The 13,212-nt window shown below is 63.2% G+C and carries 9 protein-coding genes and 1 pseudogene; all 10 read left to right on the top strand.

Annotated features, from left to right (window positions below; translation table 11 throughout):
* A pseudogene (locus tag ACN0X9_RS13990) lies at positions 1-844 on the top strand (hypothetical protein); the annotation flags it as partial.
* Positions 845-969: 125 nt separating this feature from the next.
* On the top strand, positions 970-2,841 hold the full coding sequence (locus tag ACN0X9_RS13985) for a monovalent cation:proton antiporter-2 (CPA2) family protein (RefSeq protein ID WP_417488181.1): 1,872 nt from the start codon (positions 970-972) through the stop codon (positions 2,839-2,841).
* A gap of 109 nt (positions 2,842-2,950) precedes the next feature.
* Positions 2,951-4,573 carry a L,D-transpeptidase family protein gene (locus ACN0X9_RS13980; RefSeq protein ID WP_417488180.1) on the top strand — a complete coding sequence of 541 codons (1,623 nt, stop codon included), beginning with the start codon at positions 2,951-2,953 and terminating at the stop codon, positions 4,571-4,573.
* Between the two features lie 333 nt (positions 4,574-4,906).
* Positions 4,907-5,989: an OmpA family protein gene (locus tag ACN0X9_RS13975; RefSeq protein ID WP_417488179.1), complete on the top strand. Its 1,083-nt coding sequence runs from the start codon at positions 4,907-4,909 to the stop codon at positions 5,987-5,989.
* Positions 5,990-6,216: 227 nt separating this feature from the next.
* Positions 6,217-7,503, top strand: coding sequence for a cystathionine gamma-synthase family protein (locus ACN0X9_RS13970; RefSeq protein ID WP_417488178.1), 1,287 nt, complete (start codon positions 6,217-6,219; stop codon positions 7,501-7,503).
* A gap of 78 nt (positions 7,504-7,581) precedes the next feature.
* Positions 7,582-8,853 carry a hydrolase gene (locus ACN0X9_RS13965; protein WP_417488177.1) on the top strand — a complete coding sequence of 424 codons (1,272 nt, stop codon included), beginning with the start codon at positions 7,582-7,584 and terminating at the stop codon, positions 8,851-8,853.
* Positions 8,854-8,866: 13 nt separating this feature from the next.
* Positions 8,867-9,883 (top strand): arginine N-succinyltransferase, encoded by a 1,017-nt coding sequence (locus tag ACN0X9_RS13960; RefSeq protein ID WP_417488176.1) that lies wholly within the window; start codon positions 8,867-8,869, stop codon positions 9,881-9,883.
* A 4-nt stretch (positions 9,884-9,887) separates the two neighbouring features.
* On the top strand, positions 9,888-11,336 hold the full coding sequence (gene astD / locus ACN0X9_RS13955) for a succinylglutamate-semialdehyde dehydrogenase (protein ID WP_417488175.1): 1,449 nt from the start codon (positions 9,888-9,890) through the stop codon (positions 11,334-11,336).
* The gene (astB, locus tag ACN0X9_RS13950; protein ID WP_417488183.1) at positions 11,336-12,679 is read left to right on the top strand and encodes an N-succinylarginine dihydrolase; all 1,344 of its coding nucleotides are present in this window, start codon (positions 11,336-11,338) and stop codon (positions 12,677-12,679) included. Before astD ends, astB begins: the two co-directional genes overlap by 1 nt.
* 100 nt (positions 12,680-12,779) lie before the next feature.
* On the top strand, positions 12,780-13,211 hold the full coding sequence (locus ACN0X9_RS13945) for a response regulator (RefSeq protein ID WP_417488174.1): 432 nt from the start codon (positions 12,780-12,782) through the stop codon (positions 13,209-13,211).
* Position 13,212 lies beyond the last annotated feature (1 nt).

The following is a 13,212-nucleotide window of genomic DNA, read 5'->3' as shown; positions in this document are numbered from 1 at the left end:
CGACGGCGCGGCCCTGCGCGCGGCCTCGCTGGCCGAGGTCTACGCGCCCTATCGCGACGAGGACGGCGAGCTGACCTCCCTGCCACGCATGATCGAGGACGGGGTGACACTGCGCGAGGGCGGCATTCTGGCCGCCGCCGAAGACCCGGACGGCTTCGCGCCGGTGCCTTTGATCTCCGGCACCAATCGCGACGAGATGAAGCTTTATACGGTGTTTGATCCGCGTCTGACGCGGCGGCTTGGGCCGCTGCTCTGGCTGCGTGACCGCGACACCTATGAGGCCGCCGTCGAATATCCCAGCCGTATCTGGCGCTACAACGCGGTCGACGGCCTGCTGGACCGGCTGGCGGCCCATGGGCGCGACGATCTGTGGAGCTATCGCTTTGACTGGGACGAGGGCGGTTCGGTGCTGATGACCAATACCGGCGAGCTGCTGGGCGCTGCACACGCGATGGAAATTCCTTTCGTCTTCAATCATTTCGAACTGTTTGGCTCATTCGATCGGGTCCTGTTTACCTATGGCAATGCCGACGGACGCGCTGCGATTGCCGACGCTATGGGCGCCTATTGGGCCGCCTTCGCGGAGACCGGTCAGCCGGGCGATGGCGCCGGTACCGGTCCGGGCTGGCCACGCTGGAATAATGCCGGCGCTGCGTTGCGCTTTGACACGCCTGAGGATGGTGGGACGGCGGTTTTCGAACGGCTCGAGAGCCCGGAGGTGATTGCCGAGGCGCTGGCCGGCGATACGCGGATTGATGATGCCATGCGGTGCGGTATCGCCGCGGGTATCACACGGCGACAGCCGGTCCTGGACCCGTCCTTCGACAGCGCACTCGACTGCTGAGGACCGGGAGCTATCCGACGATCGGCGTTTTGCATTGCATCGCAACAATCGACTGGTCGCCTCGCCTGGTCGCGTTATGCTGATCAAGGCGGGGCATTCGGCCCGGCCCTGATTCGGTGGGCGCCATGGACTCTCTACTCTTGCAGGCAGCGATCTATCTGGGCGCCGGCCTGATCGCTGTCCCGGTCGCCCATCGGCTGGGGCTGGGGTCGGTGCTGGGCTATCTTCTGGCCGGCGTGGCGATCGCGCCCTTGCTGGAGCTGGTCGGGTCCAATCCGGAGAATGTCCAGCATTTCGCCGAATTCGGCGTCGTGATGATGCTCTTCCTGGTCGGGCTCGAGCTCCAGCCGCGTGTGCTGTGGGATTTGCGGGTCCGATTGTTCGGGCTGGGCGGCTTGCAGGTCGCCGTGACCACGGCGGCGGTTGCCGCCTTCTGTCTGGTGATCGGTCTCGACTGGCGGCTGGCTATCGCGCTCGGTCTGATTTTCGCGCTCTCATCGACCGCCATTGTCCTGCAGACGCTGGGCGAGAAGGGATGGTTGCGGACTGAAGGCGGCCAATCGGCTTTCTCTGTCCTCCTGTTCCAGGACATTGCGGTGATCCCGATGCTCGCCCTGATGCCGTTTCTGGCCCTTCCGGATGTGGCCGGCCATGCCACCGAGGTCACCGGCCATGGCGCCGAGAGTACGCCATTCTCCCACCTGCCGGCCTGGGGGCAGGGCCTGGTCACGCTGGGCGTGGTCGGCGCCATTGTGCTGGGCGGCCGATATCTGACCCGTCCGGCCTTCCGCATCATTGCGCGTACCGGTCAGCACGAGCTGTTCCTGTCGGCGGCGCTGTTCCTGGTGATCGGCATCGCGGTCCTGATGAGCGCGGTCGGCCTGTCGCCGGCGTTGGGGACTTTCCTGGCCGGTGTCCTGCTGGCCGAGAGCGAATACCGGCACGAGCTGGTCAGCGATCTGGATCCGTTCAAGGGGCTGTTGCTGGGCGTCTTCTTTGTGACTGTCGGCGCCAGTATGGAATTTTCCCTGCTGGGCGAGCATCCGGGCCTGATCATCGGGCTGACCCTGGCCCTGATCGGGGTGAAGGGGCTGATCCTGCTGGGGCTGGCCTTCGTTTTCCGGATGGAGGGGCGCGCGCGTTGGCTGTTCACCTTCTCACTGGCCCAGAGCGGCGAGTTCGGCTTTGTCCTTCTGGCCTTCGCCAGCGGTGTTGATGTCATTCCGCCCGAGATTGCCGGTGTTGCCGGCCTGGTCGTCGCCCTGTCGATGATGGCGACGCCCTTGATCATGATCGTTTTCGAGCGCTGGGTCTCGCCGCGCGTACGCCGTTCCGCCTCGCCCGAGCGCGAGGAGGATCTGATCGAGGAAGAGGCGCCCGTCATCATCGCCGGGATGGGCCGGTTCGGGCAGATCATCCAGCGCATGCTGGTGATGGATGGTTACAAGCCGGTGGTTCTGGACAATTCCGCCGAACATATCGACGGGCTGCGCAAGTTCGGCATCCAGGTTTATTACGGCAATGCGATGCGTCCCGGCCTGCTGGAAGCGGCGGGCATTGCGCGCGCCAAGCTGCTGGTTGTCTGCACCGACAATCGTGAGCGGGCGGTCGAGCTGGTCCATCACGTCAAGCAACGTTACCCGCAAGTCTATGTGATCGCTCGTGCCGCCAGCCGGGAGCATGTCTATCAATTGCGGGCTGCAGGCGCTGACCTGGCCATCCGGGAAATGTTCGGATCGTCCCTTGATGCCGCCCGGCAGTCGCTGGAAGTCCTTGGTGAAAGCCCGGATCGCGCCCGACGCAAAAGCGAGGCCTTCGCCCGTCATGACGAGGAGAGCCTGCAGCAATTGTTCGAGGTCTGGGACGCTGAAACTGACGTCTTCGACAATGAGGCCTACATGGATAAGGCGCGGTCACGCGTTACGACGCTGGAGGAACTCATGGTGGAGGATGTCGGGGATCCGGAAGACCGGCGACCGGCGGGAGAGCCCGACTGAACCGGGCCGAATTCCCCTCGACCAACCCCGGGCCACGGGTTACATGCCGCAGGCAAATTGGTTAACGTGATAACGGGCAGAACAGGGGCGCCTCGTGATTCAACGCAGCATGACATCATGTCTGGCGGCCGGCCTGTCGCTCGTGCTGACCTGCACTGCGGTGTCGGTGGCCCAGCCTGTCGAGACCGGGCCGCAGGCGGATGCCACCCGCGAAGCCGAACCGGTGGTCCCGATTGTTCCGGACGAGCCGCCGGCCCTTCCGGTCGCCGACCTGGAGCGCTGGGCTGACCGGATCACGGGTTGGACCGCCGAGCATCGCGAAGCGATCGCAATCCGCCTGTTCGACGCACCCAGCCATGGCCTTCCCGATCTCGACGCCCACGCGACCGCCATCCTTGACGGGCAGGGCCCGGAAGCGGAACTCAACCGACTGGCAGGGCTTGCTTATCTGCGTTTTGCCGGCTGGCTGGAGTTCGGGCTGATCGACCCGGAAACGCATGAGCCACGCGTCTTGCTGGACGATGACGCCGCGTTGCTTGTGCGGCGGCTTCGGTGGGCATTCGAGGCTGGCGATGCGGCCCGGGCGATCGATGACAGCGCGCCGACGGTCCGTGATTATGACGCGCTGCGCTCCGAAATGATGCGGGTGCTGGCCGTGACGCCGATCTGGCCTGGGGTGCAGACCGGCCCGTCGCTCAGCACCGGTGACCGGGGCCCTCGCGTTGACCAGTTGCGAACACGCTTGACGGCGGAAGGCCTGCTGGACGGAAACTGGCAGGAAGGCGACGCCTATGATCTCCGGCTGGAGACGGCGGTCCGGCGCTATCAGGGGCGCGCCAATCTTGCGCCCTCGGGTCGCATGGATCAGGCGACCCTGCGCCAGCTGAACCTGCCGCCCGATCGCCGGGTCGGGCAGTTGATGGCCAATCTCGAGCAGCGCCGCTGGCGTACCCGCGATCTCGGGCGGCGTCACATCTGGGTCAATCTTGCTGATTTCAGGCTTGAGGCCTGGGAGGATGGCGAACTCGCCCGCGAGCACGAGGTGATGGTGGGACGCCAGGCCAGCTCGACGCCCGAATTTTCCGAGGACATGCAGTATATAGTGCTCAACCCCTGGTGGGGGCTGCCGGCCGGGTCGGCGCGCCCGCGCTTCCAGTCCTTCCGCCGCAATCCGTCACTGGCCCGGGAGCTGGGGTTTCGCATCTACAATCGGGGCGGTGAGGCGATTTCTGTTTATGAGATCGACTGGAGCCGGTGGGGAGGAGACTGGCCCTATCGCATGTCACAGCCGCCCGGGGCGACCAATCCGATGGGCGAGGTGAAGTTCATTTTTCCCAACAGGTACAATGTCTACATCCATGACACGACCGAGCGTGACCAGTTCGTGCGCACCCGGCGTGATTTCTCTGCCGGATGTATACGGGTACAGGATCCGCTGGCGCTCGCCGAATGGGTGCTTGAGGGGCAGGATGGCTGGGACCGGGCCCGTATCGATGCAGTGGCGGCTGGCAGCTCTCCCACGGTGGTCTGGCTGGACGACCGGATTCCGGTCCATATCGCCTACTGGACGGTGGTCGGAGATGATGATGGCCGGGTGCGTTACCTCAATGACCTCTATCGTCGCGACAATCGGGTCATCGACGCGTACCTCGCAGCCCTTGATTCCCAGTCACCACCGCTTCCGGATTCATTTCGCCCGCTTTCCGGCGCGGTTGCGGTCAGTTTTGACTGACCGGGTCGCCGCTCCCGGCCCCAGATGCAAACTTGCTACAGTCCTGACCTCGGAGTCGGCATGACCGGTGGTGGGCATTGGGATTCTAAATCTTTGAATTGAAGCCTTTATAGGCGTGCATGGCGAGCCGGGTGCGGGCCGGGTGTGGCTCCTCTGCAACGGGCGCTATTTTTTGCATCAAATACTTGATTTGCCACCGTCCGGAGTAGCGCTCGCGATCTAATTGTAGTAGTGGAATTGATAGGAAACGCTCGAACGGGCAGGGTTCCTCGTGTTCGACATTCGGTCGAAGACGGTCAGTCACACCAAGGGAGCGCTGCTCCCGGAGGGGGAATGATGAAGAAACGGCTTTTTACGGCGGTCGCCGTCGGGGCCTTCCTGGCAGCGGGACCCGCGTTCGCTGACGAAGGCTGGTACGTGCGTGGCGCTGTCGGTTACGGTGGCCCGGGTGACACTGATGTCTCGGGCTCCCTGAATGGCGACATTCAGGGCGAAGGCAATTTCCGCGAAGCGGTTGCCCTCGGCTACGAATGGATGGACGGCTTCCGTCTCGAAGGCGAACTGGCTCACCGTTACAATGATACCGGTGCTGTCGGCGGCTTTGAAAACAGCCAAAGCGACTTCCAGATCTGGGCGCTGATGGCCAACGCTATCTTCGACTTCAATCCGGATGGCTCCTACCACCCGTATGTCGGCCTTGGCCTCGGTCTCGCCGAGACAAGCGGCACTCTGGCTGGTTGGTCCGCAGGAACGATTCCGCTGAATCCGACTCCGGCTGACTATGTTGTGGCCCAGGACAGCGACAATCCGTTCGCTTGGCAGGTCATGGCCGGTGTTGGTTGGGATCTGACCCAGCGTCTGACCCTGGACACCGAGTATCGCTACTTCTCCACCGGCAGCTCTGATTACGCGCCGGGCGTGAGTGTTGATGGCCTGGGTGGCCACGAGCTGTGGGTTGGTCTGCGTTATTCCTTCGCAGCTCCGCCGCCGCCTCCGCCGCCTCCGCCGCCGCCTCCGCCCCCGCCGCCTCCGCCGCCGCCTCCGCCGCCTCCGCCTCCGCCGCCTCCGCCGGTGTGTGACGATGTCAGCTTCCCGGTTTACTTCGAATGGGACAGCTCCACGCTCACCGCTCAGGCTCGTGCGGTCATCGCGCAGGCTTCGAACCAGCGTGGCTCTTGTGGCGTCACTCGCGTGACCGTCGCCGGCTTCACGGACCGTTCCGGTGCAGCGTCCTACAATGTGGGCCTGTCCGAGCGCCGTGCCCGCGTTGTTCGTGAAGAACTGGTTCGCCTCGGCGTCCCGGCCAGCACGATCTCGATGGAAGCCTTTGGTGAGACCCGCAACGCCGTTGCGACCGCCGATGGTGTCCGCGAGCCGCTGAACCGTCGTACGGAAGTGGTTATCGTCCTCGATTAATTTCGAGCGATCGCTGAACAAGATGCGGCCCGGTGTTTGTCACCGGGCCGCATTTTTTTGTCCTGATGCCGGCATTGGAATTTTCGTGCGCGCTTTTGCTGGTTCACGGGCATGATTGGGCTGATTTCCCGCTGCGCTGAGGACAGGCTTGACCCGCTCGACCGCGCGGTTCAAACCGGCTCAAACCCTTTGCAGCAACAAGGCAGCGAGGCGTCGGGAGAAGAGTTATGAGCAAGCCGGACAAACCCTATCGCAAGCGTGAAGTTGGCGGGCACACATTGAGCCCTGAGACCCAGATGATGAGCTATGGCTACGATCCCAAGCTCTCCGAGATGTCGATCAAGCCGCCGATCTTCCTGACTTCCACTTTTGCCTTTGCGACGGCTGAAGACGGCGCCGCCTTTTTCCGTGTCACGCTGGGTCAGGCAGAAGAGGGCGATCCGGAGTCCGCCGGCCTGATGTATTCGCGGTTCAACAACCCGAACATGGAAGTACTGGAAGACCGTCTGGCACTCTATGACGGTGCTGATGAAGCGGCTGTCTTCTCGTCCGGCATGGCTGCGATCTCGACCACGCTGATGGGCCTCGCGCATGCCGGCTCGGTGATCCTGCAATCGACCCCGCTCTATGGTGGAACGGAAAGCCTGATCCGAAAATTCCTGCCCAATTACGGCATCCAGTCGGTCGACTTCTTCGCCGGCGCCCGCGAAGACGAACTGCAGGCGGCCGCCGAGGCGGCGATGGCCAAGGGCGAAGTGTCCGTCATCTATACCGAAACGCCGACCAATCCGACCAATGACCTGGTTGACCTGGCCGCCTGCCGCCGTATCGCCGACATCATCCGCGACAAGCAGGGCAAGCGTCCCTGGATCGTGGTCGACAATACTTTCCTCGGCCCGGTTGGCCAAGCGCCGCTGGCGCTTGGTGCCGACGTCGTCATCTACTCGCTGACCAAATATATCGGTGGACATTCCGACCTGATCGCCGGCTCGGCGTCCGGTTCTTCCGAGGCGATGGCGCTTATCCGAGGCCTGCGCGGATACCTGGGCACCAATCTGGATGCACATACCTGCTGGATGCTGCTGCGCTCGCTGGAAACCGTGAAGATCCGGATGGAAGCAGCCGCGCTCGGCGCCCGCAAGGTCGCCGAATACCTGCGCGACCATCCCAAGGTCGGCCGGGTGCGCTATCTCGGCTTCATGGAGAAGGGCACGCGCGATGGCGACATCTTCCATGCCCAGTCGACCAGCGCCGGTTCGACCTTTGCCTTTGATCTGGCCGACGAGAAAGCCGCCTTCCGCATGCTCAACGCGCTGCAGGTGATGAAGCTCGCCGTCAGCCTTGGTGGCACGGAAACCCTGATCTGCCACCCGGGCTCGACCACCCATCGCGGTGTCGATCCGGAGCTGCGCAAGCGCCAGGGTTTCTCGGACGGGCTGGTCCGCATTTCCGTCGGCATCGAGAACCCCGACGATCTGATCGCCGACCTCGACCAGGCTCTGCAACACGCCTGATAACGCCACCATGCACCCCGGCCGGCGCAACCTGCCGGCTGGGGTGGACGGCCCGGTTTAAACGGCTATCACTGGCTCATGCAAAACAAGCTGGACCTCAATCCGGAAGAGCGCGCCGTACTCGATTGGATCGATACGCGGGCTGACGGCATGATCGAGACCGTGAAGGCCTGGTCTGCCATAAACTCCGGCAGTCGCAATGCCGATGGCCTCGAAGCCATGCGGGCCGAACTGGAATCTGCCTTCGCGGCGACCGGCGGCGAGATCAGCGCGATCGAGCTGCCGCCGACGACCGTTGTCGACCCGGACGGCACGGTGCGCGAACAGGCCTTCACGCCGGCATTCCATTGCCGGATCCGGCCCCAGGCTCCGATCCGCATCGTCATGACCGGACATCACGACACGGTGTTTCCGAAGGACAGTCATTTTCAGACAACCGAGCTCTGGGATGATGACACGCTCAACGGTCCCGGGGTTGCTGACATGAAGGGCGGCATCCTGGTGATGCTGCACGGTATTCTCGGTCTGGAGCGATCGCCTTGGAAGGACGAGATCGGGATTGATGTCCTGATCAGTCCGGATGAAGAAATCGGATCCTTGGGCTCCGGTCCGGTCCTCGCCGAGCTGGGCGCGGGCGCTGATATCGGCATGACCTATGAGCCGGCGCTGGCCGATGGTTCGCTGGCCGGCGCGCGCAAGGGCTCGGGCAATTGGTCCTTGAAAGTGTCGGGCCGGGCCGCTCATGCCGGGCGTGAACATCATCTCGGTCGCAATGCGCTGGCGGCCGCCTGTCAATTCGGCTTCGGGCTGGACGATCTCAACGGCAAGCGTCCGGATGTGACGTTCAATCTGGCCCGTATTGATGGCGGTGGTCCTCCCAATGTTGTCCCCGACAACGCCGTGGTGCGTTTCAATGTGCGGGTCAAAACCGAGAATGACCGGGTCTGGGTCGAAGCCGAGCTGGAACGCCTGGTCGATGAAATCCGGGTCCGTGACGGCATCGATGCCGAGCTGCATGGCGGTTTCACGCGACCGCCCAAGCCCATGTCGCCGGCCAATGCCAAAATGTTCGAATGGACGCGTGCAGCCGGTACGGCGCTGGGTCTCGACATTCGCTGGCAGGATACGGGCGGTGTCTGTGAGGGCAATAATCTGTGGGCCGCCGGTTGCCCGAATGTCGACACGCTGGGTGTCCGCGGCGCCGACATCCACTCGGATCGCGAGATCGTCAAACTGTCCAGTTTTGCCGAGCGCGCCAAACTCTCGGCGATTTTGCTGATGAAATTTGCGCAGGGCCAATTTGACGCGCGGGAAGCGCGCGCGCTGGCGAAGGCCGGCCTACAGGATTGATCGGGGAGAAGGCATGCTGATCGTACGAGCGGCACGAAAGACGGATCTGGATGCGCTGGTCCGTCTGGCAGACGAAGCGGGCACCGGTTTCACGTCACTGGCCGTACCGCCAGAGGTTCTCGAAGAGCGGCTCGCAAAGTCGGAATCCGCCTTTTCCAGCCCTGGAGTGAAACAGACCGAGGATACCTACCAGCTGATGCTGGAGGACACGGAGAGTGGGCGGATCGTGGGTTGCTCAGCGGTCAAGGCGATGGTCGGTGTGTCGAAACCCTATTGGGATTTCAAGATCATGACCCTGGCCCAGCACTCTATCGAGGCGGATCGGCGCTTTGATATGGACGCGATGCTGCTGGTCAATGACTTTGCGGGCGCTTCCGAAGTCGGCACCCTGTTTGTCTCGGAAGCCGGGCGTGGCAGTGGCGCCGGCCGGCTGGTTGCCCAATCCCGCTACATGCTGATCGCTGCCGGCCCTCAGCGGTTCGGCGAGAAGGTGCTCGCCGAGTTGCGCGGTGTGGTCCACGAGGACGGCTCGTCACCCTTCTTTGATCATGTGTCACGCCCCTTCTTCCGCATGGATTTCGACGATGCCGACCGTCTGTCCGCGGCGACGGACAACCAGTTCATTCTCGATTTGGGGCCGCAGCATCTGATTTATGTCGATCTTCTGCCCGAGCCTGCCCGGGCCGTGATCGGCAAAGTCCACAAGGACGGTGAGGGCGCTTACAATCTCCTGAAATGGGAGGGCTTCCATTATGACCGCTATGTTGACGTCTTTGATGGTGGCCCTCTGGTCTCGAACTGGACCGAGAACATCCGCACGCTGCGAGAGAGCCGGGAAGTAACCGTCAGGTCGGCGACCACGTCCGGTGGCGCGACCGGGATTCTCTCGACCGACCGGTTCGACGACTTCCGGACCTGCCAGGCCCAGGTTGTCGACGACGGCGATATTGTCGGAGTCTCCTATGACACGATGCAGGCGCTCGATCTGCGTGAAGGCGATCGCGCCCGCTTCTGGCGACACAAAGGATAGGAACATGAATTTCATCAACGGTGAGTGGCGCGACGGTAGCGGCGCTGAAATCAAGTCCCACAATCCGGCTGACGACAGTCTTTTGTGGTCCGGCAAGGCTGCCGGTCCTGACGATGTGGATACGGCCTTTGCGGCAGCGCGGGCGGCGTTCCCAGCCTGGGCGCGGCGCCCGCTCAGCGAGCGGATCGCGATCGTCGAGCGTTTCAAGTCCGAAATGGAAGCGCGCAAGGCGGATCTGGCCGAGCTTATCTCCTGCGAGACCGGAAAGCCGCGCTGGGAAGGCCTGGGCGAGGTCGGTGCAATGATCGGCAAGATCGATATTTCGGTGAAGGCCAATGCCGAGCGCACTTCGGGCCATGAGAGCGAGACCGCTTTTGGATATGCCCGCCTGGCCCACAAACCGCTGGGCGTCATGTTCGTGCTGGGACCGTATAATTTCCCCGGACACCTGCCCAATGGCCACATTGTTCCGGCTCTGATCGCCGGCAATGTGATCGTCTTCAAGCCGTCTGAGATTACTCCGGGTGTCGGTGAGGCGATGATGAAGGCCTGGGAGGCCGCCGGACTGCCGGCCGGTGTCATGAATCTCGTGCAGGGCGCCCGCGAAACCGGAGCGGCCGCGCTGGACAATGCGCAGCTTGACGGCGTCCTGTTCACCGGGTCCTGGGGTACGGGCAAGTTCATCCATGAGAAATTTGCCGGCCGGACGGGCATCCAGCTGGCGCTTGAAATGGGCGGCAATAACCCGCTTGTCGTCTGGGGAGCGCAGGATGCGGAGGCGGCTGCCCGCATCGCCGTGCATTCGGCTTATATCACCGCCGGCCAGCGCTGTTCCTGCGCCCGCCGCCTGATCCTGCCCGAGGGTGAATTCGGAGAGGCCGTGATCGCCGAGATCATCCGCATCGCCGGGCAGCTGACAATTGACCGTTGGGACGCCGTCGAGGAACCCTTCATCGGCCCGCTGGTCTCCGCCCACGCGGCCCAGGGTGTGCTGGATGCCCAATCCGATCTGGTCCGTCGCGGCGCGCGCCCGCTTCTTGAAGCGACGCGCGTCACTGAGCTGGGTGACGCTTTCCTGCGTCCCGGCCTGCTCGATGTGACCGGCGTCGATGTGCCGGATGAGGAAGTGTTCGGGCCGTTGATCCAGGTGGTCCGGGTCGCCAGTTTCGATGAGGCCATCGCCGCAGCCAATGATACCGCCTACGGCCTGTCATCGGGGCTGGTGTCGGATGATGAAACGCTGTGGGACCGCTTCTGGATTGAAAGCCGTGCCGGAATCGTCAACTGGAACCGCCCGACCTGTGGTGCCGCCTCCAACATGCCGTTCGGCGGGCCGGGCCAGTCCGGCAATCTGCGCCCGAGCGCCTATTATGCGGCCGATTATTGCGCCTATCCGGTAGCCACACAGGCCGCGCGGTCTCCTGAACGGATGGCCATCAAGGGAGTGGATTGATCATGCGGGCGCTCGAGGCGAATTTCGACGGTCTGATCGGCCCGACCCACAATTATGGCGGGCTGTCGGACGGAAACCTGGCCAGTGCCCGCAATGAGGGACTGATCTCCTCTCCGCGTGAAGGCGTGCTCGAAGGTCTGGCGAAGATGAAGCGCCTTGCCGATGCCGGCCTGGTGCAGGGATTGTTACCGCCGCACGAGCGTCCCTTCCTGCCGCTTTTGCGCCGGGCGGGTTTTACCGGGTCCGACCAGCAGATCATTGAGGCTGCGTGGAAGCAGGCGCCGGGTCTGGTCCGCAAGGCATCGTCGGCATCGCCAATGTGGGCGGCCAACGCCGCAACGGTGTCTCCCTCCGCCGATACAAGCGACGGGCGGCTCCACTTCACCCCCGCCAATTTGCTGACCACCCTGCATCGCTCCATCGAGGGGCGTCAGACACAGCGCAGCCTGTCCTGGGCCTTCGCCGATGACGCGCGATTTTCGGTCCACGATCCCCTGCCAATGCAGGCGGACTTTGCAGATGAGGGCGCGGCCAACCATGTCCGCCTTTGTGCCGAGCAGGGCGGACCGGGCGTCGAAATTTTCGTTTATGGCCGGGCGGCAGGCGAGGACTGGGCCGGTGCCTTCCCGGCGCGGCAGACCCGCGAGGCCTGTGAGGCCGTCGCGCGCTCCCATGGTCTGGACCTCAAGCGCTGCGTCTTCCTGCGCCAGTCCCGGGCGGCGATCGATGCCGGTGCCTTCCATAATGATGTGGTGTGTGTCGGGACTGGAACGACGCTTTTCTTTCATGAGCAGGCTTTTGAGGACAGGGACGATGCGCTGGATGCCATCCGGCGCGCGGCCGATGGACTGTTTGAACCGGTCTTTGTGGAAGTGCCCGAAGCCGAGGTTCCGATTGGCGATGCCATCACCAGCTATCTGTTCAACTCACAGCTGCTGGAATGGCCGGGCGAGGACCGTCTGGTCCTGATTGCACCGAAGGAAACCGAGGAAACGGAATCCACACGGATTTACTGCGCCGCGATGGTCGCCGGCAACGGGCCCATAGGCCGTGTGGAGTTTGTCGATGTGCGTCAATCGATGCGCAATGGTGGTGGGCCGGCCTGCCTGCGTTTGCGTGTGGTCCTGACGCCGGAGGAACTCGCGGCGGTGACCCCGAATGCCCTGATGAACGACGCGCTCTACGATCAGTTGAAGGCCTGGGCCTGCACACATTACCGTGATCGATTGGCTCCGGATGAGCTGGGCGACCCGACCTTGTTGGTCGAGGCGCGCTCGGCGTTGGACGCGCTCACAGGCATTCTGAATCTCGGTAGTGGTTACTATCCATTCCAACGTGCCTGACGAGGGTTTGGCAACGTAGAATAATCCTATTCTTCAACGGCCTATCCAAATGAAAATTTCATGATAGTTTGCCGCCTTCCATTCGTCGGGGAGGGCGAAATTGGCTGACGAACGGTCCATTCCTGTCATTCTTGTTGACGATGATCCGGATGAGCATTTCTTGTTCAGGGCGGATCTCGAAGATGCGGGAATCGATTTCGCGTTTGAGGCCTTTACCCGCCCCGAAGAAGCGCTGGATCATTTGCGCTCGCTTGGCGGCGCACCGGTGCTGGTTCTTTGCGACCTCAGCCTGGCGGGCAGCGACGCACTCGCCTTCATCCGTGACAGCGGCCCCCATCTCGGCGGCGGTACCATCGGTGTCTACTCGGGCGCCCGGAATCCGGAAATGGAAGAGAAGTGCCGGGCGGTCGGCTCGACCTTCTATATCGTCAAGCCTGTTTCGCGGGCAAAACTGGTCGATGCGCTGGCGAAGTCGGGCAAGATCAGACTGGCCGACACCGGCGACGGGCGGGTTACACCAGTCCTGATCTAGT

This window comes from Maricaulis sp. (assembly GCF_048268525.1).
In the GTDB taxonomy this organism is placed as follows: domain Bacteria; phylum Pseudomonadota; class Alphaproteobacteria; order Caulobacterales; family Maricaulaceae; genus Maricaulis.
Note: the sequence above shows the minus strand (reverse complement) of the source record. Positions and strands in the feature narration are given on the sequence as shown.